Below are 26,921 nucleotides of genomic sequence, written 5' to 3' on the forward strand. Positions count from 1 at the left end.
CGGGCCCGCTGTTGCTGTGTTTCGGCTATTTCGCCGGAGACGTGGGCTTGGGCCCGGATCCCTGTCCTGCCGCCTGGGAGCCTGTTTGGCCCTGTCCCGGCATTGCGTTGGCCGCGGAGCCCGCCGCCTTTAGTGCCTCGGCGGCTGCATCCCCGGCTGACGGCCCGGTGCTGGCCGCCGGGAGTCCGGCCTTCGCCGGCCCGGAAGCCCCTTGCCCTGCCGGCATCCCGTCCGTCGCGGCGCCGGGATTCTCCTTGCCCCTGCCAAGTCCATTGCCCTGCAAAGAAGTCCCGGGAGCCGCGGGCGTGCACGCTTCGGCGCCGGCCTCGTGTTTGACCGGGCCGACGCACGGCGGGAACCCGGTGTGCGTCCGTCCTGTGTGGCGGGAGGAGCCGGCAGGATCCCGAAGGAGGCTGGAGGCAAGGTTTGCGGCATCGGAGGACCCACCGGGTGCAGGTGAGCCGGCAGCGGCAAGGTCCCCGTCGGAAGCCACCTTGGGACCCCGGTAGCTGAAACCGGCGGCGGACGGTTCCCCGGCTGTACTGTTCCAGGGCGCCCAATCCTCCAGCAGGTGCTCCACGGGACTGGTTCCGGAAGTGCTGGAGCTGGCGGCTACCCCGCCCACACCCAGCCCCATCCCGGCCACCAGCACCAGGCCCAGCGCGGTGGGGCGGTGGCGCCGGCGGCGGCGGCGCGCCAGTTCGTCCCCAAGCAGCGCATCGGGCTGTCCAGTGGCCTGTACACCGGGCTGTTCCGGCACCTCTTCAGCTGCCTGTTCAGCTGCTTCCCCGCCCGGTTCCCCTGCCGTGAGCAGTGCGGCAAGCTCACCGCTGGGTTCCGGCGCGGGCAGCGAAGCCAGGGTGCCCAGCGACAGCAGGGCGTTGCGAAGGTCCGCATCCAGCTGGCAGCCGGCGTCCAGCAGCATGTCATCAACAAGGGCGGCGCGGTTTTCCGGGGCGGGTGTCATGGCGCGAGGTACTCCTTCACTGCGGCGAGTTCCCGGAGTTTCAACAATGCGCGCCGCTGAAGCTGCTTCACCGAACCGGCGCTCTTTTCCATGGTCTCGGCCGTCTGTTCCACTGTGAGGCCTCCCACCAGGCGCAGCGACAGGACGTCCCGCTGGTCCTGCGGCAGACCGTCCAGCAGCGTCAGGACCTCCTGGGGCGAAATGCGCTGCAGGGCTTCCTTTTCCGCTGAGGTGTCTACCCGCTGGTCGAGCTCGGGCTCGAAGGGCAGCTTGACCGGGGTCCGGCTTTGCCGCCGGTGGTCATCCACAATGCGGGCGTGGGCAACGGAGAAGATAAAAGTCCGCAGGCCGGATTCGCCGCCGTGCACGGTGTGGAGGCGGGGCAGCACGGAAAGGAACACTTCCTGCATGGCGGCCTCCGGATCCTCGACTCCCCGGGCTGTGAGGTAGCCCAGCACCTGTGATGCGTAGGTCTTGTAGACAAGGCTGAAGGCGGCAGTCCCGGAAAGCGGCTGGTCCGGAGCCTCGTCTGTCTGTGCATCGGTCACTGACGTAGTGCTTTCCGTCAAAGAAGGGTGTTGGCAAGGCGGGCGCTCAGTACATCCGGAACGCTGCCCTTACTTTACCCTCAGGTAACCACCCCGCCGGAACCGCCACGACGCTGGCAACAGGGCCGGTGCCGGGCCAGGCGGGTGCAGCCACCCTTGCGGAAAGACAAAAGAGCCGGCCTGGAACGTGATGGGGGACAGGTTCCAGACCGGCACTTCATAGGGGTAATCGCCGGGGACCCCCAAAGGGTTACGCGCTTTCAAAAAAACTTGTGAGAATTTCCTTCCCCGCCTGTCAGCGGGCTGCTGCCCTGGTCCACCGGGGTGCCGTGGCATGCCGGCGCGGCGCATTGGCCAGCGCAAAGGCGTGCCGCGTGGAGGGCGCGCGTTCTTCTCCGCACACGGGCACGACGGCAGCGGGCAGCCCGGCCGGAACAGCGGCAGCAGCCGCAGCGGGTTCAGCCGCGGGACGGGCTACGGTTCCGGCGGGACACAGGTCGGTGACCAGGCCCGTGCCGGCACATTCACGCACCGCGGCGATCCCTGCCGCCACAGCGGCCTTGTCCTCGAAGGGGCCGGAGACGGCGATAACGGCCCCGTCCGGAGCCAGGAGACGGAACCGGAAAAACGAATCAGCGTCGACGAATGCTTCAAATTTTCCGGCCATGACGATCCTTCCTTGGGCACCAGGTTGTACAGACGAGTCTGGCCGCGGCACCGGAAACCTCACAAGACCATGCGCGTTAAGCCTGTGTAAATTCGCTGTCCGCCACCAAAAGAGAAGCGGCAGGCCACCTGCGAAAGGTGGCCTGCCGCCGTCGTCATGCCTGCTCCGGGAGGGCGCGTCAGTCGTTGATGAGGTCGTTCACCACGATGGTCTGGTCGCGGTCCGGGCCAACGCCGATCGCGGAGAACCGGGTTCCGGAGAGCTTCTCCAGCGCCAGCACGTAGTTGCGGGCATTCTCGGGGAGGTCCGCCAGCGTCCGGGCTCCCGTGATGTCCTCGGTCCAGCCGTCAAAGTACTCGAAGATCGGCTTCGCGTGGTGGAACTCGGTCTGCGTCATGGGCATCTCGTCATGCCGGACACCGTCGACGTCGTAGGCCACGCACACCGGGATCTGCTCGATGCCGGTCAGGACGTCCAGCTTGGTGACGAAGTAGTCCGTGAAACCGTTCACGCGGGAAGCGTGCCGCGCCAGGACGGCGTCGTACCAGCCGCAGCGGCGCGGGCGGCCGGTGTTGACGCCGAATTCGCCGCCGGTCTTCTGCAGGTACATGCCCATCTCATCGAAAAGTTCGGTGGGGAACGGGCCGGCACCAACGCGGGTGGTGTAGGCCTTGATGATGCCGATGGAACGCGAAATCCGGGTGGGGCCGATGCCGGAACCCACCGAGGCGCCGCCGGCGGTGGGGTTGGAGGAGGTCACGAACGGGTAGGTGCCGTGGTCCACGTCCAGGAACGTTGCCTGGCCGCCCTCCATCAGGACTACCTTGCCCTCGTCCAGCGCCGAGTTCAGGACCAGGGTGCTGTCGATGACCAGCGGGCGGAGCCGCTCGGCGAAGGACAGGAAGTACTCCACGATCTCGTCCACCACAACGCTGCGGCGGTTGTAGACCTTGACCAGGAGTTCGTTCTTCTGGCGCAGCGAGCCTTCCACCTTCTGGCGCAGGATCGATTCGTCGAAGACGTCCTGGACGCGGATGCCCAGCCGGGCCACCTTGTCCATGTAGGCGGGGCCGATGCCGCGGCCGGTGGTGCCAATGGCACGGCTGCCCAGGAAGCGCTCGGTCACCTTGTCCAGCACCTGGTGGTACGGGGCCACCAGGTGGGCGTTGGCGGAGACCCGCAGTTTTGAGGTGTCGGCGCCGCGCGCCTGGAGTCCGTCGATTTCCTGGAAGAGTGCCTCCAGGTTCACCACGCAGCCGTTGCCGATGATGGGAACGGCGTTGGAGCTGAGAATGCCTGCCGGCAGCAGCTTGAGTTCGTACTTTTCACCGCCTACGACGACGGTGTGCCCGGCGTTGTTGCCGCCGTTGGGCTTGACGACGTAGTCAACACGGCCGCCCAGCAGGTCGGTGGCCTTGCCTTTTCCTTCGTCGCCCCACTGGGCTCCTACGATCACAATTGCTGGCATGGGATCCTCCCCCATTCGTGCGGACTGCCCGGGCCGGCCACCAGGTGGCGGGCCCATGCAGCGCCGTTCATGAGAATGCCCCGAACATACCGGCCTTCGCACAGCCGCAGCACGGCGCAGCGAAGCAAGAGTTCCGGGGCTCTTACCACCCAAGTTTAGCCGATAGGGCACTTTGTCCACTGTTGTGGCCCGCCGCGGTCCTTTCTGCCAAAAGGCCGCGGCGGCCGGTGCCGTCTATTCGTCCTCAGCCTCCCCGGCCGGCCGGGACGTCTGTTCGGCGAGCGTGTTCCAGAAGGAGGTGTCGGCGTCGGCAATGGACCCGTCCGCGATGGCCGCGGCCGTGGAGGTCAGCGTGGTGACGGTCTGTTTAATCAGGTAGCCGTTGCTGCGCTGCCCGAGTGCATAGCCGTCCAGGTAGTGGTCCGACATGCCGCGCATCTCGAAGAGCAGGGTGGCAATGCCGTACTCCACGGAGATGCCGTTGCGGCTGATGGTTTCGGCACTGCCGCCCTGGTATTTGCCCAGGTGCCCCCAGCCGGTGGAGTCGACGTTGTTGAACACCACGGCGCCGAGTTGCTTGGATTTTTCGACGACGGCGGGGTCGGCGTTGGGGGTGGTGGGGTACAGGATGGAGCCCGACACCAGCTTGCCGTCACGCTCGGCCCGGGTGCCCTGGTGGTGCAGGTCGATCATGTAGTCGATCCGGTATTTGCGCATGACGTTGTTGTGCAGCGCCTGGGTCTCCGGCTGGACCTTGGCCACGTGGTCGCGGTTCAGGTCCACGCCCTCGGCGTTGTAGCGGGTGAGGTGCCGGTCGCCCTTGGCGAGGTAATTGTCCAGGGAGAAGTCCACGTCACCCATGGCGCCGTCCGCATTGAGCATGGGCACTACCAGGATGTTCACGCCGTTGAGGATGTCCGCGGATTTGCCGGTCCCCAGGTGCTTGATGAACTCCATGGCGCCCTCGGTGGTGAGCTGCTCGTTGCCGTGCTGCTGGGTCAGGTACAGGATGGTGGGCTTGGCGGGGTCCGAAATGTACTTGATCAGGTGGATGTCACGCCCCTTGACCGTCTGCCCGATGACCTCCAGCTCCATTGCCGGCTGGCGGGCATCCTGGTCCTTCAGGAATAAGACCATCTGTTCATACGTGGCGAGCCTGGACGTGGTGATCTGGCCGTTGGCGTCGTAGTTGGGGCCTTCGCCTACCGCGTGTGCCAGCGGGGCGGGACCTGCGACGACGGCCAGCGCCAGGGCGCCGGAGACGGCGAGGAAAGCCGCCGGGCAGCCCGTCGCGACATAAAGCGGCGCAGACTTGCCCCGGGGCAGGCATCTGGATTTATGTGAGAGTGAACCATCCGGAGCGGCCGAGAGACCTGGCTCGATGACGCCGCAGCAACCACGGTCCAGCAGGATTCCTGCCGGCCGAAGGTGCTACTGCCAGGACCGATGGAAAGGAAGATTCCAGCATGTCCCTGAACACCGACCACATCCGCGTCACCCACGCGGGATCCTTGCCCCGCACCCCGGAACTCATCGCGGCCAACGCCGCCAAGGAAACCGACGGCGTCACCCCTGAATTCCTGGGACTCCTGGAGGCCTCCGTGGTGGAGGTGGTCCAGCGCCAGAAGGACCTCGGCATCGACATCCCCAACGACGGCGAATACGGGCACACGATGTCCAGCTCCGTGGACTACGGCGCCTGGTGGAACTACTCCTTTGCACGGCTGGGCGGCCTGGAGCCAACCAACGTGGACCGCTGGGCCGATGCCCAGGTGCACCGCTCCTCGCCCGGCAACATTGTCCTGACCTCATTCCCCGACCGGCGCGACCGGCAGGCGTTCAACGAGGCCTACAACGACCCCTCCTCGGGCATCCTGTCTCACCGCAAGAGCGTGACCCAGCCCAAGATCGCCGGACCCCTGACCTACACGGGCCAGGACCTGGTGGCATCGGACATCAGGAACCTGAAGACCGGCCTCGCAGCCGCCGGGTTGTCGGACGGCTTCGTAGCATCCCTCTCCCCCGGCTCCTGCGCCCGCGTGGCCAACGAGTACTACAAGTCGGAGGAGGAACTTGTCTACGCCTGCGCCGATGCCATGCGGGAGGAGTACAAGGCGATCATCGATGCCGGCCTCACCGTGCAGCTCGATGATCCGTCCCTGGCCGAGAGCTGGGACCAGATCAATCCCGAGCCCTCCCTGGAGGACTACCTGAAGTTCATCCAGCTGCGCGTCGAGGCCACCAACTGGGCCCTCCGCGACCTGCCCCAGGAACAGATCCGGCTGCACGTCTGCTGGGGTTCCTGGCACGGTCCGCACACCACCGACATCCCCTTCGCCGACATCATCGGATCGGTGCTGCAGGTGAACGCCGGCGCCTACTCCTTCGAGGCAGCCAACGTCCGCCACGAACACGAATGGCGGGTATGGGAGGACACCAAGCTCCCCGAGGGCAAGGTGATCATCCCGGGCATCGTCTCGCACGCCACCAACGTGGTGGAACACCCGGACTTGGTGGCAGACCGCATTGTCCGCTTTGCCGACGTCGTGGGCCGTGAGAATGTCATCGCCTCCACCGACTGCGGCCTGGGCGGCCGGGTCCACCCGCAGATCGCCTTCGCCAAGCTGGAGGCCCTCGGCGAGGGCGCCCGCCGGGCCACCAGCCGCCTCTGGTAGCTGCAAGAGGCGACGCGGGAACCCGCCGGTTCCGTGCCCTGGCTGAGTCAGGTGCACGGGACCGGCGTTTCGTTTCCCGGGGCTTGCTAAACTGGGTAAGGCCGACCAGGAATCGGCCCACCCCAATCAACCGCCGCTGATGTGTCGCGCCCCCGCGTGCCCGTTTCCGTGGCGGCAGCAACGCCAATCCCCGCAGGAGAACCAGCACTTCATGACAGCCCTGGCACCCGAAACATTCCACGAACAGCTCATGAGCCGCCGCTACGACCCCAGCGTTGCTGCCGTTAACGAGCTCTGCGATTCCCTGCAGGAGACCAAGCCCGGAACCGTGGTCCCCTATGTGGATCCCATGCACGACGTGGAGGAATGCCGCATCATCAGCCTGTTCTCCAACATTGGCGAGGCGGACCCGTCCGGGTTCATCACGGCCGGGGACCAGGACGCCGCGACCCGCATGCTGGGACTGCAGTGGAAGCTGGGCCTGCGCCCCGAGTTCGTGATGCCGTGGAACGTCCACCCCTGGCACGTTCCCGGTGAGCCCAACGGCAAGTTCACTCCCGACCAGATCCAGGCAGGCCTGAAGCCGCTGCTGAAGTTCCTGGCCCTGGTGCCCCGTGCCTCCGTCATCGTGGCGCACGGAACCGAAGCCAACCGGTTGGCCAACGCACTCCTGAAGACCGAAGTGCCCCTGCTGTGGCGCCGCGGCCTGAAGACCTACAAGGTGCGCTCCCTGAGCGGCCGCGCCTTCGCCGGTTCCCCCGCGCGCCAGGAGGAGTACCTCGAGGACATGCGCGCGGCCTACGCCGACGCCATGGCACGCACCGGCATCGCCAAGCCTTAAGCGACCGACGGCGGGTGGTTACCTTTCCTGGAAAGGTAACCACCCGCCGTCGTTGTTTAAGCGCAAAGGACTAAAATTTGCCCTCGATCGCTGCCTTCGCCGTGGGGTCCGAGTCGTTGAGGAACTTTTCGATCCGCTCCGGCTCGTCGGCCTCGCCGATGGCAGAGGAAGCCCTGCCCAGGGAGTAGAGGGCCCGCAGGAATCCGCGGTTGGGCTCGTGCTCCCACGGGATGGGCCCGACGCCGCGCCAGCCGTTGCGGCGCAGCGAGTCCAGGCCGCGGTGGTAGCCGACGCGGGAGTAGGCGTAGGAATCGATGATCCGGCCCTCCGCCCATGCTTCTTCGGCGAGCACGGCCCAGAGCAGCGAGGACGTGGGGTGCTTGGCCACCAGGTCCAATGCCTCGTGGCCGGCCTCCAACTGCCCGTACACCTCGGTTTCGGCAGGCAGGAGCGTGGGCTCCGGCCCCATCAGGTTCCGGCGGAACTCGTCCGACATCTAGAAGGTCTTTCCGGCCGAACCGAGCTGCTTGGTGGCTTCCACCACGCGGGCTGCCAGGCCGGCTTCGGCGGAGGCGCCCCAGACGCGGGGGTCGTAGGTCTTCTTGTTGCCCACTTCGCCGTCAACCTTCAGGACGCCGTCGTAGTTCTTGAACATGTGGTCAGCCACCGGACGCGTGTAGGCGTACTGGGTGTCGGTGTCGATGTTCATCTTGATCACGCCGTAGGAAACGGCGTCGGCGATCTCCTGGTCGGAGGAGCCGGAGCCGCCGTGGAACACGAGGTCGAACGGGTTGTCCTTGCCGATCTTTGCACCCACCTGGGCCTGGATGTCCTTGAGGATCTCCGGGCGCAGCTTGACGCCGCCGGGCTTGTAGACGCCGTGCACGTTGCCGAACGTCAGGGCGGTGATGTAGCGGCCGTTTTCACCGGCGCCGAGGGCGTCGATGGTGGCCAGGGCGTCCTCGACCGTGGTGTAGAGCTTGTCGTTGATGGCGTTCTCCACGCCGTCTTCCTCGCCGCCGACGGTACCGATCTCCACCTCAAGGATCATCTTGGCGGCAGCGGTGCGGGCCAGCAGGTCGCGGGCGATCTTCAGGTTCTCCTGCAGGGTCTCTGCGGAGCCGTCCCACATGTGGGAGTTGAACAGCGGGTTGCGGCCGGCCTTGACCTCAGCCTCGGACGCTTCCAGCAGCGGCAGGACAAAGCCGTCCAGCTTGTCCTTGGGGCAGTGGTCCGTGTGCAGGGCGATGTTGACACCGTAGTTCTTGGCCACCTCGCGGGCGAAGGCAGCAAAGCCCAGGGAACCGGCCACCATGTCCTTGGTGGAGGCACCGGACCAGTAGGCGGCACCGCCGGTGGAAACCTGCACGATGCCGTCGGACTCTGCCTCGGCGAAGCCACGCAGTGCCGCGTTCAGCGTCTGCGAGGACGTGACGTTGACGGCGGGGAAGGCGAATCCGCCCGCCTTCGCGCGGTCGATCATCTCGGCGTAGATCTCTGGGGTTGCAATGGGCATGCTGGCTCCTCTGCTGAGTTTCGTCTGTGGGTGGATGACCCTCAAATAGACCGCTTACGGCTTGGCACCATCCTAGCCATTCCCGGGCTGCCAGGGTGTTTCGGGTCACCTGTCGGTAATACTCACACGTGCTGGTTGAAGACGTGCCGGCGGATCCAGGCGTGCATGGCTATAGCCGCGGCGGAGGCGGCGTTGATGGAGCGGGTGGAGCCGAACTGCTCGATGGACAGGGTGGCGGCGGCCGCCTGGTGCACTTCCGGAGTCAGGCCCGGGCCCTCCTGCCCGAATACCAGCACGCAGTCGCGCGGCAGTTCATACGTCTCCAGGGGCACCGAGTCCGGGAAGATGTCGATCCCGATGATCGCCAGCCCCTCCCCCTGCGCCCACTGGACGAAGTCCTCCACGGTGGGGTGGTGGCGGACGTGCTGGTAGCGGTCGGTGACCATGGCGCCGCGCCGGTTCCACCGCCGTCGGCCGATGATGTGTACTTCCTTGGCGAGGAAGGCGTTGGCGGTGCGCACCACGGTGCCGATGTTCAGGTCGTGCTGCCAGTTTTCAATGGCCACGTGGAAGTTGTGCCGCCGGGAGTCCAGCTCCGCGACGATCGCCTCGTGCTTCCAGTAGCGGTATTTGTCCAGGACGTTGCGCCGGTCGCCGTCCGCCAGCAGGTCAGGGTCCCAGTGGTCGCCTTCCGGCAGTTCCCCTTCCCAGGGCCCGACGCCGACCTCCGCCTTTGCGGGTCCGGCCTCCCCGGGCTGGTGGTCGGGTTCGTCTGTCATGCCGGGCGTTTGGTTCACCCTTCAACACTAGACTGGACTCTTCGGGCAATCATCACAGGCGGAGGCAGGGCATGGCAGACGAGGACCAGGTAGCAGGCAACCCGGCGGTATACCGGAGCGGCCAGGAGATTGAGTGCTGGCTGACGGACATGGACGGCGTCCTGGTCCATGAAAACCAGCCCATCCCCGGGGCGGCTGAGCTGATCCAGCGCTGGGTGGACACCTCAAAGCGCTTCCTCGTGCTGACCAACAACTCCATCTTCACGCCCCGCGACCTCGCCGCACGCCTGCGCGCTTCCGGGCTGGAGATCCCCGAGGAGAACATTTGGACCTCCGCCCTGGCCACCGCCCAGTTCCTGAAGGACCAGGTGTCTGCCGGTGGCTCGGAATCGGGCAACCGCGCCTACACCATCGGCGAGGCAGGGCTGACGACGGCGCTGCACGAGGCTGGCTTCATCCTCACCGACCAGAGCCCGGACTTCGTGGTCCTCGGCGAGACGCGCACGTACTCTTTTGAGGCAATCACCACGGCCATCCGCCTGATCCTGGCCGGTGCGCGGTTCATCGCCACCAACCCGGATGCCACCGGCCCCTCCAAGGACGGCCCCATGCCGGCCACGGGTGCCATCGCGGCCCTGATCACCAAGGCCACCGGCCGCGAACCGTACATTGTGGGCAAGCCGAACCCCATGATGTTCCGGTCGGCCATGAACCAGATCGATGCACACTCCGAGACCACCGCCATGATCGGTGACCGGATGGACACGGACATCATCGCCGGCATGGAGGCAGGCCTGCACACCGTCCTGGTCCTCAGCGGCATCACGCACAAGGACGACATCGCCGCGTACCCCTTCCGGCCCAACCAGGTGCTGAATTCCGTGGCGGACCTGAAGAACCAGATCTAGAAGATGCTGACCCGGGAGCCGCCCCGGGGCAGCGGGAAGTACTCGTCCAGCAGTTCCGTGACCAGGGGCCGGTAAATCTGCGGGTTCCAGCCGGGGCTGGCGTGGGCGGGCGCCGCACCCGTGGTCTGCAGGTTGCTGGAGACCATGTTGTCCTTGAACACCACCGCCCAGGTTTCGGCCGCGGTCTCATAGTCAACAGTGCCGTCTTTGGGGTTGCCGATATAGGCCATCTTGGCTGTTCCGAGGTGGCCGGCGAACTGGCTTCCCTCGAAGTGGTAGATGTAGGCGGACTCCGTTTGGACCAGGACGTTGGACGGGGCAATGGGTGAGAGCTGCTCCAGCGTCTGGTTCAGGATCTGGCGCCAGCTCCGTTCGTCCTTGTGGATGATCCGCTCCCCCAGTTCATACCCGCCGCGCAGGGTGGAGGGGAACCTGACGCCGCTCTCGTAGAGGAACACCACGCCGTCGAACCAGCTTTGGTCCAGGACGTCATGGGCGCTGTAGGGGCTGGAGTCCAGGAGGATGAACTGCACCTGGACACCCTGCAGGGCCAGGAGCCGGGCCGCCACCTGGGTGGCGAGCATGCCGCCGAAGCTGTGCCCGTAAAAGAAGAGCTTGGTGATCTTCTCTGCAGTGATGTAGTCGGTGATCGCGTTGACCACCTCAGTGATGTTGAGCCCCAGGTTGGAATATCCGACGGCGGCGAGCCGGGCGCGCTTGTTCAGTGCGCCCCTGAGCGTGTTCAGGATCCACTGCGCTTCTTCCCAGCTGGTCTTGTACCCGGGGAACAGGAACCAGCTTGCGTCCGGGTAGTAGGCATCGGCGAAGTCGTCCGCAATGGTCAGGATCCTGGTGGTCCGGCGCTGCGACTGCACTTCACGGGTCATCAGCATGTCCGCCGCCAGCAGCCCGGAGGCGCCGGCCCCGGCCAGGAACGTACGCCGCGAAAAGCGTTTGAGGGCAGCCGCTTCCGCCAGCAGCCGGGCATCGGAGACCCCTCGCCGGCTCTGTGGATTAACTTCCCCCTCATACGGCACACTCCTACCGTAAGCCCCGGGAAAGTCACCACGGCAACCGCGGATGTTAACGTTCGGTGACGCTGAGCGTCAGCTGGCGGCCTGCCCCTCTGTGGCCGGGAAGGGCGCCTGCGGTTCCTGCTGGCGGCGAAGGATCTCCAGGCCAATGTCGTTATAGCGGCCCAGCAGGTCAGCGCCGTCGGGGGCGTCCGGGTTATCCAGCAGGGCAAAAGCGGAGTCGCTGGCGTGCAGCAGTTCCTGCTCCGTGTATTCCGTCAGCGGACGGCCATACAGCCCTTCGATCCACATCACCGGCAACTGGGGGTACTCACCTGCGAACTCACCGCCGGGGAAAAGCTCCCTGATGTCATCATCCACCAGGAGCGGGCGGAGGCTGGAGGCGTCCCATTGTGCCCAGTCGTGCGCCGCGGGGGTGAGCTGAAGGGACACCCCGGCGGAGGGGACGCCCGGCAGGGACGTGGTGTCCATGGCGTTGAGGTCGCCGCGGAGACCTGCCAGCGCGGATGATTCGACAAGTTCAGCCTGCGAGAGATCGACGCAGATACGGCAGCGGATGCCCATCCTCCGGACGCGGCGGATGATGTGGACCAGTTCAGCACGGGAATCGTGGTGAAGGGCTCCCCGGACTTCAATCCGGACGATGTCCGCGGGGACATCAAGGTTAACGAGTGCGTCTAGCGCGCGGTCCATAGGTACTCCAAAAGAGGTTCTATGGCCGACGGCTCAACCTCCGCTAGCGTAACCCTCGCCGGGCCTCCGCACAACCTGCCTTCAGGCCCGCCGACCCTGGCCGACTTTGCCCGGTTCCTGGTAGTGGGTACGCGCTCCGGCGGTGCCGCCCACCGAATCCACCAGCGACTTGGCGATGTCCCGGAGTTTGGTGTTGCTGTTGCTGGACGCCTCGGTGAGGATTTCGACGGCGGCTTCCTGGCTGCACCGGTTCTGCGCCATGACGATGCCGATGGCGATATCGATGATGGTCCTCGACTCCAGCGTGGCCCGCAGGTTCGTCGCACTGTCTGCGTGCAGCGAGAACCGGACAGCCAGCCGGAGTGCTTCGGAAATTTCCCGGGTGAAGTCCCGCGCCCTGTCCGCCGCCCGGCCGTCAAACTTGCGCGGGGCGTCGGAGTAAAGGTTCAGCGCGGCCTTGGCCTCCCCCTGCAGGTTGAACGGCAGCGACAGCACCGAACGCAACCCGTGGGAGGCAACGGCAGCCGCATAGTCCGGCCCCCACCGGTCCTCCTGCAAGAGGTCCGGTACGTAGACTTCGCGCTCTTCCTGTGCCGCGGACAAGCACGGTCCCTGGGCGAGCGAATACTGGATTTCATCCACTTCCCGCGCCGCTTCGCTGCTCCAGCCGATGGTGGCTGCCTTGCGGTCGCGGAGCAGCGTGATGCCGCACAGGGCGTCGTCGCCGTCGCCTGCCATCTGATGCGCGGAGAAGCGTGCCAACTCGTTGAGGAAGTCCTCGAAATCGGCGCTTTCCAGGATGAGGTTCTGGACTTGGTCCGTCGCGCTCAAAGGCTGTTGTGGGGGGAGCAAAATACAGGATCTCCAAGCAACTGAAAGGTGTTAACGCAAATAATAAATCAGCCACCAGCGGCGGGCCAACACCGGTCCCCCAGGTGTCCCGGAGCCGGCCGACGGAGCCGGCCGCCGGGGCCGGCCCCGTCACGGGACTAGTCCAGGCCCAGCTCGTCCTTGCCGAATGCGAACAGGTAGGGAACGCCGGTTTCGGCTTCGATCTTTTCCTTGGCGCCGGTATCGCGGTCCACGATCACGGCCACGGCCACGACGTTGCCGCCGGCTTTCCGGACGCCTTCCACTGCGGTCAGCGCGGAGCCGCCTGTGGTGGACGTGTCTTCCAGGACCAGCACCTTGCGGCCCTCAACGGACGGCCCTTCCACCTGGCGGCCCATGCCGTAGGACTTCTGGGCCTTCCGGACCACGAACGCGTCAACTGTCCGGCCGGCGTCAGCGGCAGCGTGCATCACTGCAGTGCCGACGGGGTCGGCACCCATGGTGAGCCCGCCGGCGCACTCGAAGTCGATGCCGGCGTCGTCCGCCAGTGCCAGCATTACCTGGCCCACCAGCTTGGACGCCTCATGGTGCAGGGTGATGCGGCGCAGGTCGATGTAGTAATCGGCCTCGGCTCCGCTGGAGAGGATCACCTTGCCGCGGACCACGGCAAGTTCCTTGATCAGTTCGAGCAGTCGGGCGCGGGCAGCTGCAGTGTCTACCGCAGTGTCAGTGGGCGAAGTCATGGCCCCAAGTTTAGTGGGTGGCGGGACGGTGAGCGGGCGGGCGAAGCCGGGCGCGTGCTCGGGGCGCGGCCCGATCGCAATGACCCGGGGCAGGACACGCTTGACCACGGGGTTGTGGCGCAGGATGAAGAAAAGCAGGCGCTGGATGGAGAACGGCCTCCGGTCACCCACCCGGGCCAGCATGTCGCCGGACAGTGTGCCCGCGAAGAGCGGAACGAACACCACCCGGTGCATGACCCGCTGCACCGCCTGGACCAGCACCGTGGGCATGCGGCGGCGGCGCTGGATCGAAGCAAGGGTCCTGATCCGCACGCGCCCTTGGCGCAAATCAGGGGCCAGGCGTTCCGCGGCTGCCACCGCGTCCTGGATGGCCAGGTTGATGCCCACCCCGCCCGCGGGGGACATCGCGTGCGCGGCGTCCCCAATGCAGAGAAAACCGTCGACGTACCAGCGCCGCAGCCGGTTCAGCCTGACGTCCAGCCAGTGCAGGTCCGCCAGGCTGCGGATGGAATCAACGCGGTCGGCGAGGTCGGGGCGCAGCGCTGCCACCCGCTGGCGGAAGTGTTCCACGCCGTCTTCCCGGATTTTGGCATCCGAGCCCTTGGGGGCCAGGTATCCCATCTGGTAGTAGTCGGTGCGGTTGAGGGCGATCAGGGCATCGCGGTCCCCCAGGGCGGGGACCACCCCGGCGACTTCGCCGCGCTCGGCGGCGCGGCGCGGGATTTTGAACCACCAGGTGTCAAAGGGCACCGGGTACTCCTTCGCCCGCATCCCGGCCGCCTGTCGCAGCACTGAATGCCTGCCGTCCGCGGCCACTACGACGTCGGCGTGCAGCACCTGCTCCGGGCCCTCCGCGCCGCCGGCGGTGGACCGGAAGCGCACTCCGGTGACGCGTCCGCCGTCGAACTCCAGGCCGGTGGCTTCCGTTTCCATGAGCAGGGTGAACGTCGGTTCCGCGGCGGCGGCCGAGGCGAGGAAATCCAGGAAGTCCCACTGGGGCATCATGGCCACGTAGTTGTACGGGGGCTTCAGGGAGTCAAAAGCCGCCAGCGTGACCAGCCCGCTGCCGGGGACCGGGACAGCGACGTTGCTCAGCCTGCTCTGCGGGAGGGCCCGGAATCCGGCGCCCAGGCCCAGTTCGTCGATCAGCCGGATGGTGGACGCATGCACGGTGTCGCCACGGAAATCCCGCAGGAAATCACGGTGCTTTTCCAGGACTGCCACATGCACTCCGGCCCGTGCCAGCAGCAGCCCCAGCATCATTCCTGCCGGGCCCCCGCCCACCACGGCGCATCCCGTCCGCTCCATGCACCTAAGCTACGCCGCCCAGGGCCTGCCCGGAACAGTTGAGGGTTGTTGACAGCGCTGGCTAGGCTGGACACCATGCGCGAACTCCAGGCCAAGATCATTGAAGAAATGGGCGTTCAGCCCCGGATCGATCCCGCAGGGGAGGTGCGCAAACGCGTCACATTCCTCAAGGAATACTTGAAGGCCACCCACACCAAAGGCTTTGTCCTGGGCATCTCCGGCGGACTTGATTCCTCGCTCGCCGGAAGACTGGCCCAGCTGGCGGTTGATGAGCTTGAGGCCGAGGGCGTAGAGGCCAACTTCGTTGCAGTCCGCCTGCCCTACGGCGTGCAGCACGATGAGGAAGACGCCCAGGCGGCGCTGGACTTCATCAAGGCCAAGACCGAATGGACGTTCAACATCTCGGCGGCGGTGGATGGCTTCGAGGACGAGTTCGAGAAGACCGTGGGCTCGGAGATCTCCGACTTCCACAAGGGAAACACCAAGGCCCGCACCCGGATGATCGCCCAGTATGCGCTGGCCGGCGAGTTCAACTACCTGGTGCTCGGCACCGACCACGGCGCGGAGTCCGTCACGGGCTTCTTCACCAAGTACGGCGACGGCGGGGCTGACATCCTTCCCCTGTTCGGCCTCAACAAGCGGCAGAACCGGGCCCTCCTGGCGGAACTGGGTGCACCGGCGCGCGTGTGGGAAAAGGTGCCCACGGCGGACCTGCTCGACGACCGGCCGGGCCGCACCGACGAGGACGAACTGGGCATCAGCTACGACCAGATCGACGACTACCTCGAAGGCCGCGAGGTCCCGGACGCGGTGGCCGAATCCATCGAGCAGAAGTATCTCCGGACCCGCCACAAGCGCACCGTGCCGGTGACCATCTTTGACACGTGGTGGAAGGGCGAAGGGCCCGTGGAGCCCCGCGCCGGGCTGTAGGCAGGAATTCCCCACCTTTTGGGGTACGACGGCGGGGTCACCGGACAGGTGGACCCGCCGTCGTCGTATCCCGGCACAGCCGTGGCGGCTCAGCGGGCCCGGCGCCCGCCGTCGGCGCGTCCGCCCAGCTGCTGTGTAATCCTGTGGGCCTCCGCCATCAGCAGGCCACCCAGCTCCTCCTGCCGTTCGGCCTTGAACCGCGGTTCAATGCCGGTCAGTGACAACGCCCAGGCGGGCCGCCCTGAACGGTCGAACACCGCCGCGCCCATCCCCCAGCTTCCCTCCAGGACCAGCCCCGGGTTTACTGAGTAGCCGGCCAGCCTGGTGCGGGCCAGGTTCTTCCGGACCAGGTCAACCGTGTGGTTCACCGCGAAGGTCCCCGCATGCTCCGGCCACCGGCCCAGCAACTCTTCCTGCTCATTCGTTGGCAGGAAGGCCAGGATGGCTGTCCCGGCTGACGCGACGCCCAGCGGGAAGCGGACGCCCTCATGCAGGACAAAAGACCGGACAGGGAAGCTGCCCTCCTCACGCAGGAGGCACACCGTCTCATTGCCCCGGCGGATGGAGAAGAAGGCGCTCTCCCCCGTGGCCTGGGCCAGCCGGCGCAGGCTGGGCCGGGCGATGTCCTCCATGGGAAACCGTGCCGAGGCCACCGATCCCATCAGGAGGATTTCCGGACCCAGGACCCAATTGCCCGTTACGGGATCATGGTCCAGCAAGCCCTCCGCGGCGAGCGATGTCAGGAGCCTGTGGGCCGTTGGGCGCGTGAGGCCTGATTCCCGGACCAGGGCCGCGAGGGGCATCCCCTCCGAGCCACGGCCCACCAGCCGCAGCAGTTCCGCGATCCGCGCCACCACCTGGGCACCCTGCACCGGCGTCGATGCCATCACTTCCCCTTTGTCCACAATATGGATGCTTTTCACCCTACTGTCCATACTGTAAGGCACAAACTAGTGATTCTTGACACGTTCTGCCGGGCGCCCGTAGTCTCCAAACTCAGATCCCAAGCGTCCACTAAGTGGACTACCGCGCTCAACGAGGAGACGTCATGAAGAAACTCCAGGCTTCTGCCGCCACGGCCCTGGAAGGGTCCCTGCAGGACGGCATCACCCTCGCCGTCGGCGGGTTCGGCTTGAGCGGCATCCCGGCCGACCTCATCGAAGCCGTCCGGGATTCCGGCGTGCGGGACCTCACTGTGGTCTCCAACAACATGGGTGTGGACGGCAAGGGGCTGGGCATCCTCATCGAGGCGGGCCAGGTCCGCAAGGTGATCGCCTCCTACGTTGGGGAAAACAAGCTGTTCGCCGAGCAGTACCTCGCCGGCAAGCTTGAGGTGGAGTTCACCCCGCAGGGCACCCTGGCTGAGCGCCTCCGCGCCGGCGGCACAGGAATCCCGGCTTTCTACACCAAGACCGGGGTGGGCACCCTGGTGGCCGAAGGCAAGCCGCACGAGGTCTTCGACGGCGAAACATACGTCCAGGAGCGGGCCATCCGCGCCGACGTCGCACTGGTCCACGCCCACACCGCGGACACCGATGGCAACCTCGTCTACCGCTACACGGCCCGCAACTTCAACCCGGTGGTGGCCACGGCCGGGATCCTGACCGTTGCAGAGGCGGAAGTGATCGTGGAGCCCGGCGACCTGGACCCGAACCACATCGCCACCCCGGGCGTCTTTGTCCAGCGGCTGGTGCAGGCCACAGACCGGGTCAAGGACATCGAGCAGCGCACCGTCCGGCCGCGCACCGGCCTTGTCCCGGCCTGACCGGACCCACGCCAGCCCCTGAAACACAGTACTCAATGGAGAGAAACACCCTCATGACCAGCACGCAGACTACCCACCAGGACGTCCGCCAGAAGGGTTTGGCCCGGATGGCTGAAACGCTGGCCGGGTGGACGCAGAAGTGGTTCCCGGACGCCTATATCTTTGCCCTGGCGGGCGTGCTGCTGGTGGCCATCGCGGCCCTGGCCATCGGCGCCTCACCCAAGGCTGTGGTCGATTCGTTCGGCAACGGGTTCTGGGACCTCACGGCCTTCACCCTGCAGATGGCCATGGTGGTACTGACCGGCTACGTGGTGGCAACCTCGCCGCCCGTGGCCAGGCTGATTGACCGGCTGGCCCAGGTTCCCGGCTCCGCCCGCTCCGCCGTCAGCTTCGTGGCGGTCCTGTCCATGTCCGTCTCGTTCGTGAACTGGGGCCTGAGCCTGATCTTCGGCGGCCTCCTGGCGCGGGCCGTGGCCCGGCGCAAGGACCTGCACGTGGACTACCGGGCACTGGGCGCCGCGGCCTTCATGGGGCTGGGTGCCGTCTGGGCCCTGGGCATGTCCTCCTCCGCCGCCCAGCTGCAGGCAACCAAGGCCTCCATTCCGCCGGCGCTGCTGAAGATCACCGGCGTCCTGGATTTCGGGACCACCATTTTCACCTGGCAGTCCCTGCTGACCCTGGCCATCCTGATGCTGCTGACCACGGTCATCGCGCACTTCTCGGCCCCGACGGGAGCCGGCGTGAAGACGGCGGCCGATCTCGGCGTCGACCTTGATGACCAGCCCGAACCGCCGGCCGAAAAGTCCCGGCCCGGCGAATGGCTGGAATACAGCAGGGTCCTGCCCATCCTGGCCGGCGTGCTGACCCTGGGCTGGCTGGTGTCCCAGCTGCTGACCCTGCCCATCCTCAGCGTGGTCAGTTCACTCAACGGATACCTGCTGGTCTTCCTGATGCTGGGGCTGGTGCTGCACGGCACCCCACGCAAATTCCTGCAGTCGGTCACCAAGGCCGTACCCGCCACGGCAGGAATCCTGGTGCAGTTTCCGCTGTATGCAGCGATGGCCGCCATCCTCACCAAGGCCCAGGGGGCCGGTGGCCTGTCGGTGTCCGAACACCTGGCACACTTCTTCACCAGCATCGGCGGCAACGGGGCATTCGCCGTCATCATCGCCATCTATACGGCCATCCTGGGCATGTTCGTCCCGTCCGGCGGCGGAAAGTGGCTGGTGGAGGCGCCCTACGTCATGCAGTCCGCCACGGACGTGAACATGAACCTTGGCTGGACCGTGCAGATCTACAACATGGCCGAGGCCCTGCCCAACCTCGTCAACCCGTTCTTCATGCTCCCGCTGCTCGCGGTGCTGGGCCTGCGGGCCCGGGACCTGGTGGGCTTCACGTTCCAGCAGTTCCTGTTCCACCTGCCGGTGGTGCTGCTGCTCGCGTGGCTGCTGGGCATGACGTTCGAGTTCGTGCCGCCGGTAATACCCAACTAAGTCAACGGGAACAGCTACAAGACCAAGGAGAAACCCCATGGGATGGACCAGGGATGAAATGGCTGCCATCGCGGCCGAGGAACTGAACGACGGCGACTACGTGAACCTGGGGATCGGCATCCCCACGCTGGTGGCCAACAACCTGCCCGACGGCGTGCGGGTGGTCCTGCAGAGCGAGAACGGCCTGCTGGGCATGGGCCCCTTCCCCTACGAGGGCGAGGAGGACGCGGACCTGATCAACGCCGGCAAGCAGACCGTCACGGTCCTGCCCGGCGGCAGCATCTTCGATTCCGCCACCTCGTTCGGCATGATCCGCGGCGGACACGTCAAGGTGGCCATCCTGGGCGCCATGCAGGTCTCCGGCAACGGCGACCTGGCCAACTGGACCATCCCGGGAAAGATGGTTAAAGGCATGGGCGGCGCCATGGACCTGGTGGCCGGGACCCCGCGCGTCGTGGTCCTCACCGAGCACAACGCCAAGGACGGCAGCGCAAAGATTGTGCGCGAGTGCACGCTGCCGCTGACCGGGCTCAGCTGCGTGGACCGGATCATCAGCGACCTCGCCGTCTTCGATCTGCACAAGGCGGACGACGGCGGCCGGCAGCTCACCCTGACCCGGCTGGCTCCGGGGGTCACCGTGGACGAGATCCGGGAAAAGACCGAAGCCGGCTTTGAGGTCCGGCTCGAGAATGAGGAAGTGGCGGCATGAGCCTGAAGGAACAGTTCGGCAAGGATGTCCTGCTCACCGGCTGGGGACACAGCCGATTCGGCAAGCTGACGGAGGAGACCCTCGAGTCCCTGATCGTCCAGGTGGCCACCGAAGCGATCGGCAATGCCGGAATCGACCCCGGGCAGATCGACGAGATCTACGTGGGCCAGTTCAACTCCGGCATGATGCCGCTGGCGTTCCCGTCCTCGCTGGCCCTGCAGGTCTCCCCGGCCCTGGCCAACGTGCCCTCCACCCGGGTGGAAAACGCCTGCGCCTCGGGGTCGGCCGCCTTCCAGCAGGGCACCAAGTCGCTGCTGGCCGGCACCGCGAAAACCGTCCTGGTGATCGGCGCCGAGAAGATGACCCACGCCGGTGCAGACGTGGTGGGCGCCGCCCTGCTCGGCGCTGACTACGACATGGCCGGCAAGCCCTCCACCACCGGCTTCACCGGACTTTTCGCCGAGGTCGCGAAGCACTACGAAAAGCGGCACGGACCTGTTTCCGACGTACTGGGCAGCATCGCGGCCAAGAACCACCGCAACGGCGTCGACAACCCGTATGCCCAGCTCCGGAAGGATCTTGGCGAGGAATTCTGCCGCACCGTCTCGGACAGGAACCCCATGGTGGCGGACCCGCTGCGCCGCACCGACTGTTCGCCCGTCTCCGACGGTGCCGCCGCCGTCGTGCTGTCCGTCTCCCCCACCGGCGGCGCCACCGCCCCAGTCCGGCTCGCGGGCTTCGGTCAGGCCAACGACTTTTTCCCCGCCGACCGCAGGGACCCCACCGCCTTCGCCGCCACCCGCGCGTCCTGGCAGCTGGCGCTGGGGATGGCGGGCGTCGGCCTGGCGGACCTGGACTTCGCCGAGGTGCATGACTGCTTCACCATCGCCGAGCTGCTCATGTACGAGGCCATCGGCCTGGCCGAACCCGGCCAGGGGGCCAGGGCAGTAAACGAAGGCTGGGTCTTCAAGGACGGCAAGCTTCCCATCAACGTCTCCGGCGGCCTGAAGGCCAAGGGCCACCCGGTGGGTGCCACCGGCGTTTCCCAGCACGTCATCGCCGCCATGCAGCTCACCGGTACTGCGGGCGACATGCAGCTCCCGGCGCCACGGCGGGCGGCTGTGCAGAACATGGGCGGCGTGGGCATCGCGAACTATGTGAGCGTGCTGGAAGCGGTCTGAGCTGACAGCCCGCTGAATCTCCCCGGATTCAAAGCCCGACGGCGGCGCGTCGCACCAAGAGTGCGGCGCGCCGCCGTCGTTAACCGGCAAAGGTGGGCAAGCCCGGCGGTCCGGCACCCCGACCGGCTAACCCTGGCCGCGTATCACGGCGGCTATCCCTGAAAAGCCGAGCCGCTCAGCGTTCTGCAGCGCCGTCCGGCCTTCCGGGTCGCGGATTCCGGGGTCTGCGCCGGCCGCCAGCAGCAGCCGCACCACCTCCTGCTGGCGCGGGCCGCCGTCGTTGAGCAGGATGGCCTCCTGCATGGCGGTCCAGCCAAGGTTGTTGACATGGTTGACAGGCACTCCGGCGTTGATGAGGATCGTCACTGTTTCCACGTGTCCGTGCTCGCTGGCCGGGATCAACGCCGTCCCCCCGTAGCGGTTGGTGCTGGTGACGTCTGCCCCGGAGGCCAGCGTCAGCTGCAGGACGTCGTTGAGCCCTTCAGCTCCGGCGAACAGGAACGCAGAGTCCTGGATAGGGTCCTTGGCGTTGACGTTGCCACCCTGGCCGATGAGTTCGGCCACCAACGCGGCGTTGTTGGCTTTGGCGGCCACGATAAGGTCCTGGTCCAGCCTTGCCTGGTCCGCGGGCGTCAGCGCCGGTGGGGACGCAGAGGAGGGCGGCGCGGGCGTCCCGGCACCGGGGCTGACCGAGGCAACGGGCGGCGGGGTATCCACTCCCTGCGGCTGGCCGGGACTGGCCTGGCACGCGGCCAGGAGCAACCCCAGCGCGGCCACGGTCATGAGTGCTGCGGTGCTGCCGGGCCTCAACGCGTCCAGCCTATTTCGCGGCGCCGGCGATGGCCTCCGCGCCTGCCGCCGCGCAGGCTTCATCCAGGGCGCCGTCAGGGGCCCCGCCGACGCCGATGCCGGCCACGGAGACACCGTTGACCTTCAGTGGAACACCGCCTGCGAGAAACAGGGTGCCCGGCAGATCCGCGATGGAGGGACCGTTGCCGTTGACGCGCCTGGCCAACTCGCTGGTGGGGGCACCGAACGCGGCTGCCGTATAGGCCTTCTGCTTTGCCGCTTCGATGGTGTGGGCGGCGGCGTTGTCACCCCGGAGCAAGGCCTGGACAGTACCAAAGCGGTCAACGAGGGCCACCGTGACGAACGGCATCTTGTCGGCCTGGCACTTCGCGAGCGCCGCCGTGACGGCCTGGGCCGAGGCGCCGGCGGCAATGCGGTTTTGCTGCACCACCGTTTCCGGAGCCGGCTGGACATCAACGGCAGGTACGACGACGGGTGCTTCCGTAGTGCCCGCGGTACCGGCGTTGGCGGCAGCCGTTGCTCCGGCAGTGATCATGAGGGCTCCGGCTGCGGCGGCGGCGAGGGCTTTGGTGGACTTCTTCAAGGTGTTTCCTTAGGTCAGGGAGGGATCGTGTTGCCGCTATCCATGCTTTCGGGAAACACCGGACCTGGCATCGGGCCTTCGTCTGGTCCCGGCTCCGACGAAAGGCCAGCCGTATCAGCCAAAAGGCTGAGGCACGGGAGAACCCGTGAGCCCTAGCATGGAAGGCAGCACTTCCCGCCACCAGATCCGGATCCAGCATGCCCGCCAGAAACACCACCCAACACACCGGGCCAGCCCAAGCCGCCGCCGGTCAGGGCGCCGGATCCCGCCGTCCGCTGCTTCCCAATGCCACAGGCCGGCCGGGCAGCATCGAAGCAGCCGTCCACCTGGGCTTCGCCGTCCTCCTGGTGGCCTCGGTGGTCCGCTACGTCATGCGGCATACCCCGGCCGACAATCTGCTGGTCCTGGGGCTCGCCGTTGCCGCTTGCCTGCTCTACGCCGTCGTGGCCCTGCTCTCGGTACAGGACCGCCGCGGAACCCCCTGGATGGTGGCCCTGGTGGCCGTCTGGGCGGTCCTGGTTGTGGCTGCACCGAGTTTCGCGTGGTGTTCCTTCGCTCTTTTCTTCCTCTGCAGGAGCGCCCTGCGCGGTGCCGCGTCCTATGTCCTGGCCGGCGCCATCACACTCGCCACCGCAGCCGGCCTGTTCCGGCTGGGCAACGGTACCGACCTGGCCATGCTTTTGGGGCCCTTGGCCGTGGGCGTCATGCTGACATTGATTTACGACCGGATACAGCACGACGCCGAGGAGCAGCGCCGCCTGCATGCGGACATTTCCCTGGCCCAGGGCCAACTGGCCGCCAGCGAGCGACGGGCGGGCACCATTGCCGAACGGGAGCGGGTGTCGCGGGAAATCCATGACACTGTCACCCAGGGCCTCGCCAGCAGCTTGCTCCTGCTCGAGGCCGCCGGCCGTGGATGGCCCAGTGCAGCAGCCCGTGACGGCCTTCTCCAGGCCACCAGCCTGCTCCGCGCGAACCTGGCGGAGACCCGGAGCCTCGTCCATGAGCTGGCCTCGCCCGGTTTGGAATCGGTTCCCTTGCCGGAGGCACTGCTGGCCACCGCCCGCCAGTACGTTCCCGGGACCACGCTGCTGGTGACCGGTGAGCTGCGGCCGGTCTCCCCTGACGTTCGCCACGCCCTGCTGCGCGTCGTTCAAAGCGCGGCGTCGAACATCCTGCTCCACGCTGCGGCGTCGGCGGCCACGGTAACGCTGGGCTTCCTGCCGGACGCCGTGACTTTGGACATTTACGACGACGGCGCCGGCTTCGATCCGGCGGCGGCAGCTCCGCCGTCGCACACCGGAGGCTACGGGCTGCGGGCCATGCGGCAGCGCGTGGAGCAGCTGGGCGGAACATTCTCCGTGCAGAGCGCCCCCGGCGACGGAACAATCGTGGCGGCGCAGCTGCCGGTGGAGGCGGGCGCATGAACAACATCACCGTCCTGCTGGTGGACGACCACCTGGTAGTCAGGAGCGGACTGCGCGCACTGCTCAGCACGGAGCCGGACATCGAGGTGGTGGCCGAAGCCGCGTCCGGCGAGGACGCCGTGCACCTGGCCCAGGCGTTCTCCCCCTCGGTGGTGGTGATGGACCTTGCCATGGGGCCGGGCATGGATGGGCTCGAAGCGATCAGGCGGATCAGGGACCTCAACGGCCGGCAGGCCATCCTCGTGTTCACCACGTACGACTCCGACGCCGACATCGTCCGCGCCGTGGATGCCGGCGCCATGGGCTACCTGTTGAAGGATGCTGCCCCGGAGGAGATTTTTGCCGCCATCAGGGGGGCGGCCGTGGGCAGAAGCGTGATGAGCCCGCCGGTGGCATCCCGGCTGTTCCAGCAGCTCCGCAATCCCGACGAAGTCCTGACGCCACGGGAGGCCGAGCTGCTGGGCCTCCTCACCGAGGGCCTCAGCAACCGCGAACTCGGCCGGCGGCTTTTTATCTCCGAGGCCACGGTCAAAACCCATCTGGCGCACATCTACGCCAAGCTCGGGGTGGACACCAGGGCGGCCGCCATCGCCACCGCGATCCGGCGCGAGGGCATGCGTTGACGGCACTTTATGGCGCACACCCTTGCACCCAGAGCCTGCGCCCCGTACGTTGGGGTCTGTGGGGGACTAACTCCCGCACACTCCGGGACGATCCCCGGGGAGAGAATCAGAGTCACATGAAGGAATGCAGCCATGGCAACAGGCACAGTTAAATGGTTCAACGCCGAAAAGGGTTTTGGCTTCATTGCCCCCGATGACGGGTCCGCTGACGTATTCGCCCACTACTCGGCAATCGCCACCAGCGGCTACCGCTCACTGGACGAGAACCAGAAGGTCGAATTCGATGTGACCCAGGGCCCCAAGGGCCCGCAGGCAGAGAACATCCGCCCGCTCTAAGTCTTCGGCGGCCTCCGGCATACGCCGGGACCCCATCCAGCGGTTCCTCCAACCCAGGTTGGAGGGGCCGCTGTTTTTGTACCCGGCGTCTCTGGGTTTCCGCATTTGGGATAATTGATTCATGACCGGACAGGACCAGGACAGGGATCCCTGGGAGGAGTTTGACTCCCTTGGCCCCGCAGCGCCGGACCGCGTCCCCGGACAGCCCGGCGGGGAGCCGCACGGCTTCGGGTTCCGGACGGGGGTCCGCAGCGCCCGTGTGGCCGTTGGCTTCGCCATCTATGCGCTCGCCCTGGGAACCGTCCTGGCCCTGACCGGGTGCGTCGTCTTCATCAGCCGGCAGCAGTGGCTGCTGCTGGGCCTCATGCTGCTCATCGAGGCCATCTTCGTTTTCGCCTTCACGCGTTTAGTGGCCCAGGCCAGGCGCCGGAGGCCCCACGGCCGGCGGGTTGGATGACGGTCCGCCGCCCTTGACCTTGACGCAGCGTCAATGGCTAGGCTCGGTGCATGCAGGATTTCTACGACGCCGGTGGCAAGGACTGGTCCATCCAGGACGTAGCCAGGCTCGCCGGCACCACCAGCCGCACGCTCCGGCACTATGACCGCATCGGCCTGCTGACGCCCAGCCGGGTGGGCCACAACGGTTACCGGTATTACGACGGCGCCGCCCTCCTTCAGCTCCAGCGCATCCTTTTGCTGCGGGAACTGGGCCTGGGCCTGCCGGCGATCGCGGAGCTCCTTGAGCGCCGGGCGGATCCCGTAGCGGCGCTCAGCCGCCATCTCGACTGGCTCGCGCGGGAGCAGCAGCGGCTGGCCCTGCAGGCCGAATCCGTCCGGCAAACAATCGAAACAGTAAAGGCAGGAGGCCAGCTGATGGCAGAGAACATGTTCCAGGGCTTCGACCACACCGAATACAAGGATGAAGTTGAAGAACGGTGGGGCAAGGATGCCTACGCCGCATCCGACTCATGGTGGCGCGGCATGGGGGCAGCGGAAAAGCGGGAATGGAAGTCCAAGGCAGAGGGCCTTGCCCGGGACTGGACGGCGGCTGCGGGAGCCGGGGTTCCTGCGGACGGGCCGGAAGCCCGGGAGCTGGCAGGGCGGCACGTGGCGTGGCTGAAGTCCATCCCCGGAACGCCTGCGGCCCAGAGCGGCGGGGATATCCGGGGATACGTCACCGGACTGGCGGACATGTACGTGGAGGACCCCCGATTCGCCGCCACCTACGGCGGGGCGGAGGGCGCACGCTTCGTCCGGGCCGCCCTGCACAGCTTCGCGGAGACGTACCTCTAGGGCACCGGGCCTCCAGGGCACCGGGAGGCTGCCTCAGCGGCGGGCATCCTCCCGTTGGGCCCTGGCCCGCTTGGTCCGCCGGACGACGAGCAGCACCACCGCAACGGCCAATGCGCCATAGACCGCGTAATTCAGGAACCTGGAGTACTCCTCGATGAGCTGGTACTGCGTGCCCAGGAGGTAGCCCAGCCCGATGAGGGCGCCGTTCCACAGCCCGCTGCCGGCAAGGGTGAAAAGAGTGAATGTTCCCAGCGGCATGGCCGCCGCGCCCGCCGGCAGGGAGATCAGGCTGCGGACCCCGGGCAGCAGGCGGCCGAAGAAAATGGACGACCTGCCGTGCCGCCGGAACCAGCCCGCCGCGTGCTCGAAGTCTTCCCGGTCCACCAGCGGCAGCTTGGACAACCCCCGGATGGACCGGTCAAGCCCCAGCTTTGCCCCCAGCAGGTAGAGCAGCAGCGCCCCCAGATACGCACCAAGGGTACTGGTGGCAAAGACGAGGAAGAGATTCAGGGAGCCCTGCTTGGCCAGATAGCCCGCAAGCGGCAGGATCACCTCGCTGGGGATGGGCGGCACCACGGTCTCCGCCAGGGTAAACGCCCCGACACCCCACTCCCCCAGCGTGTCGATGGACCTCGCCGCAAAGCCCACGATGCCCGTAAGTCCCTCGGTGGGGCTGGCTGCACCGGTGATCATCGTCCACATACGCCTACCCCGTTCCGCTGCATGACGTGGCCGCGTGCTGGCCCGTACTGTCTACCTTACGGGGACCGGCGGACGCATGCCGTGCCGGCCC

29 protein-coding genes, 1 pseudogene and 1 riboswitch are annotated in these 26,921 nt (G+C 66.8%); of the genes and pseudogenes, 13 read left to right on the forward strand and 17 right to left on the reverse strand.

The genetic code is table 11. The features are described from left to right. Positions 1–25 precede the first annotated feature (25 nt). From BACI349Y_RS17155 to BACI349Y_RS17175, 5 genes are all read right to left on the reverse strand, one after another. The gene (locus BACI349Y_RS17155; protein WP_159633542.1) at positions 26–967 is read right to left on the reverse strand and encodes a hypothetical protein; all 942 of its coding nucleotides are present in this window, start codon (positions 965–967) and stop codon (positions 26–28) included. After that, positions 964–1,515, reverse strand: coding sequence for an RNA polymerase sigma factor (locus BACI349Y_RS17160; protein WP_159633545.1), 552 nt, complete (start codon positions 1,513–1,515; stop codon positions 964–966). Before BACI349Y_RS17160 ends, BACI349Y_RS17155 begins: the two co-directional genes overlap by 4 nt. Positions 1,516–1,810: 295 nt before the next feature. Beyond that, a complete protein-coding gene (locus BACI349Y_RS17165; RefSeq protein ID WP_159633548.1) occupies positions 1,811–2,182 on the reverse strand; it encodes a YegP family protein in 372 nt (123 codons plus the stop codon). A gap of 178 nt (positions 2,183–2,360) precedes the next feature. Next, entirely contained in the window at positions 2,361–3,650 is a 1,290-nt protein-coding gene (locus BACI349Y_RS17170) for an adenylosuccinate synthase (RefSeq protein ID WP_159633551.1), read from the reverse strand. 234 nt (positions 3,651–3,884) lie between these two features. Further along, entirely contained in the window at positions 3,885–4,901 is a 1,017-nt protein-coding gene (locus tag BACI349Y_RS17175; RefSeq protein WP_236561063.1) for a M14 family zinc carboxypeptidase, read from the reverse strand. A 97-nt stretch (positions 4,902–4,998) separates the two neighbouring features. Continuing rightward, a riboswitch (SAM riboswitch) is annotated at positions 4,999–5,103 on the forward strand. A gap of 13 nt (positions 5,104–5,116) precedes the next feature. Between BACI349Y_RS17175 and BACI349Y_RS17180 the strand changes: the two genes are divergently transcribed. Further along, complete coding sequence (locus BACI349Y_RS17180) at positions 5,117–6,325, forward strand: cobalamin-independent methionine synthase II family protein (RefSeq protein WP_159633554.1); 1,209 nt, start codon at positions 5,117–5,119, stop codon at positions 6,323–6,325. Between the two features lie 211 nt (positions 6,326–6,536). Next, entirely contained in the window at positions 6,537–7,166 is a 630-nt protein-coding gene (locus BACI349Y_RS17185) for a uracil-DNA glycosylase (protein WP_159633557.1), read from the forward strand. Between the two features lie 70 nt (positions 7,167–7,236). Here BACI349Y_RS17185 and BACI349Y_RS17190 read toward each other — a convergent pair whose 3' ends face one another. The 3 genes from BACI349Y_RS17190 to BACI349Y_RS17200 form a co-directional block, all read right to left on the reverse strand. Then, a complete protein-coding gene (locus BACI349Y_RS17190) occupies positions 7,237–7,662 on the reverse strand; it encodes a DUF3151 domain-containing protein (protein WP_159633560.1) in 426 nt (141 codons plus the stop codon). Further along, entirely contained in the window at positions 7,663–8,682 is a 1,020-nt protein-coding gene (gene fbaA / locus BACI349Y_RS17195; protein ID WP_141158310.1) for a class II fructose-bisphosphate aldolase, read from the reverse strand. A gap of 122 nt (positions 8,683–8,804) precedes the next feature. After that, entirely contained in the window at positions 8,805–9,461 is a 657-nt protein-coding gene (locus BACI349Y_RS17200; protein WP_236560896.1) for a TrmH family RNA methyltransferase, read from the reverse strand. Between the two features lie 71 nt (positions 9,462–9,532). Here BACI349Y_RS17200 and BACI349Y_RS17205 point away from each other — a divergent pair, with 71 nt between their 5' ends. Then, entirely contained in the window at positions 9,533–10,369 is an 837-nt protein-coding gene (locus BACI349Y_RS17205; RefSeq protein ID WP_159633566.1) for an HAD-IIA family hydrolase, read from the forward strand. Here BACI349Y_RS17205 and BACI349Y_RS17210 read toward each other — a convergent pair. The 5 genes and pseudogenes from BACI349Y_RS17210 to BACI349Y_RS17230 all read right to left on the reverse strand — a co-directional run. After that, positions 10,366–11,406, reverse strand: a complete 1,041-nt coding sequence (locus BACI349Y_RS17210) for a thioesterase domain-containing protein (RefSeq protein WP_159633569.1) — start codon at positions 11,404–11,406, stop codon at positions 10,366–10,368. The two genes, BACI349Y_RS17205 and BACI349Y_RS17210, sit on opposite strands and share 4 nt — an antisense overlap. Positions 11,407–11,475: 69 nt before the next feature. Then, positions 11,476–12,096 (reverse strand): hypothetical protein, encoded by a 621-nt coding sequence (locus tag BACI349Y_RS17215; protein WP_159633572.1) that lies wholly within the window; start codon positions 12,094–12,096, stop codon positions 11,476–11,478. A gap of 81 nt (positions 12,097–12,177) precedes the next feature. Next, entirely contained in the window at positions 12,178–12,927 is a 750-nt protein-coding gene (locus BACI349Y_RS17220) for a GAF and ANTAR domain-containing protein (protein ID WP_224024702.1), read from the reverse strand. Positions 12,928–13,085: 158 nt separating this feature from the next. Then, positions 13,086–13,670 carry an orotate phosphoribosyltransferase gene (gene pyrE, locus BACI349Y_RS17225; RefSeq protein WP_200830744.1) on the reverse strand — a complete coding sequence of 195 codons (585 nt, stop codon included), beginning with the start codon at positions 13,668–13,670 and terminating at the stop codon, positions 13,086–13,088. Between the two features lie 48 nt (positions 13,671–13,718). Next, positions 13,719–14,978 (reverse strand): annotated as a pseudogene (locus BACI349Y_RS17230) (FAD-dependent oxidoreductase); the annotation flags it as partial. Between the two features lie 75 nt (positions 14,979–15,053). On the opposite strand from BACI349Y_RS17230, the gene nadE reads away from it, so the two are divergent. Then, positions 15,054–15,908, forward strand: coding sequence for an ammonia-dependent NAD(+) synthetase (nadE, locus tag BACI349Y_RS17235; RefSeq protein ID WP_159633581.1), 855 nt, complete (start codon positions 15,054–15,056; stop codon positions 15,906–15,908). A gap of 89 nt (positions 15,909–15,997) precedes the next feature. On the opposite strand, the gene BACI349Y_RS17240 is transcribed toward nadE, so the two are convergent. Continuing rightward, entirely contained in the window at positions 15,998–16,795 is a 798-nt protein-coding gene (locus tag BACI349Y_RS17240; protein ID WP_159635852.1) for an IclR family transcriptional regulator, read from the reverse strand. Between the two features lie 161 nt (positions 16,796–16,956). On the opposite strand from BACI349Y_RS17240, the gene BACI349Y_RS17245 reads away from it, so the two are divergent. The 4 genes from BACI349Y_RS17245 to BACI349Y_RS17260 are packed head-to-tail and all read left to right on the forward strand — an operon-like array spanning position 16,957 to position 21,056. After that, positions 16,957–17,673, forward strand: coding sequence for a CoA transferase subunit A (locus BACI349Y_RS17245; RefSeq protein WP_159633584.1), 717 nt, complete (start codon positions 16,957–16,959; stop codon positions 17,671–17,673). 53 nt (positions 17,674–17,726) lie between these two features. Next, positions 17,727–19,166 (forward strand): short-chain fatty acid transporter, encoded by a 1,440-nt coding sequence (locus BACI349Y_RS17250; protein ID WP_159633587.1) that lies wholly within the window; start codon positions 17,727–17,729, stop codon positions 19,164–19,166. A gap of 37 nt (positions 19,167–19,203) precedes the next feature. Next, positions 19,204–19,875, forward strand: coding sequence for a CoA transferase subunit B (locus BACI349Y_RS17255; protein ID WP_159633590.1), 672 nt, complete (start codon positions 19,204–19,206; stop codon positions 19,873–19,875). Further along, entirely contained in the window at positions 19,872–21,056 is a 1,185-nt protein-coding gene (locus BACI349Y_RS17260; RefSeq protein ID WP_159633593.1) for an acetyl-CoA acetyltransferase, read from the forward strand. Before BACI349Y_RS17255 ends, BACI349Y_RS17260 begins: the two co-directional genes overlap by 4 nt. A 126-nt stretch (positions 21,057–21,182) precedes the next feature. On the opposite strand, the gene BACI349Y_RS17265 is transcribed toward BACI349Y_RS17260, so the two are convergent. Continuing rightward, the gene (locus BACI349Y_RS17265; RefSeq protein ID WP_236560898.1) at positions 21,183–21,866 is read right to left on the reverse strand and encodes an ankyrin repeat domain-containing protein; all 684 of its coding nucleotides are present in this window, start codon (positions 21,864–21,866) and stop codon (positions 21,183–21,185) included. Between the two features lie 10 nt (positions 21,867–21,876). Then, positions 21,877–22,449, reverse strand: coding sequence for a GlcG/HbpS family heme-binding protein (locus BACI349Y_RS17270; RefSeq protein WP_201302468.1), 573 nt, complete (start codon positions 22,447–22,449; stop codon positions 21,877–21,879). 197 nt (positions 22,450–22,646) lie between these two features. Between BACI349Y_RS17270 and BACI349Y_RS17275 the strand changes: the two genes are divergently transcribed. From BACI349Y_RS17275 to BACI349Y_RS17295, 5 genes are all read left to right on the forward strand, one after another. Further along, entirely contained in the window at positions 22,647–23,876 is a 1,230-nt protein-coding gene (locus tag BACI349Y_RS17275; protein WP_159633596.1) for a sensor histidine kinase, read from the forward strand. Then, entirely contained in the window at positions 23,873–24,499 is a 627-nt protein-coding gene (locus tag BACI349Y_RS17280) for a response regulator (RefSeq protein WP_159633600.1), read from the forward strand. The genes BACI349Y_RS17275 and BACI349Y_RS17280 overlap by 4 nt, the downstream gene beginning before the upstream one ends. 132 nt (positions 24,500–24,631) lie before the next feature. Beyond that, positions 24,632–24,835: a cold-shock protein gene (locus tag BACI349Y_RS17285; protein WP_009357211.1), complete on the forward strand. Its 204-nt coding sequence runs from the start codon at positions 24,632–24,634 to the stop codon at positions 24,833–24,835. A gap of 121 nt (positions 24,836–24,956) precedes the next feature. Then, a complete protein-coding gene (locus BACI349Y_RS17290; protein ID WP_159633603.1) occupies positions 24,957–25,292 on the forward strand; it encodes a hypothetical protein in 336 nt (111 codons plus the stop codon). 50 nt (positions 25,293–25,342) lie between these two features. Beyond that, complete coding sequence (locus BACI349Y_RS17295; protein WP_159633606.1) at positions 25,343–26,128, forward strand: MerR family transcriptional regulator; 786 nt, start codon at positions 25,343–25,345, stop codon at positions 26,126–26,128. Positions 26,129–26,161: 33 nt separating this feature from the next. Here the strand turns inward: BACI349Y_RS17295 and BACI349Y_RS17300 are convergent, their stop codons facing one another. Beyond that, positions 26,162–26,830: a DedA family protein gene (locus tag BACI349Y_RS17300; RefSeq protein ID WP_159633609.1), complete on the reverse strand. Its 669-nt coding sequence runs from the start codon at positions 26,828–26,830 to the stop codon at positions 26,162–26,164. Between the last annotated feature and the right edge of the window lie 91 nt (positions 26,831–26,921).

Origin of the sequence: Arthrobacter sp. 8AJ, assembly GCF_902506025.1 — a bacterium.
GTDB lineage: Bacteria > Actinomycetota > Actinomycetes > Actinomycetales > Micrococcaceae > Arthrobacter.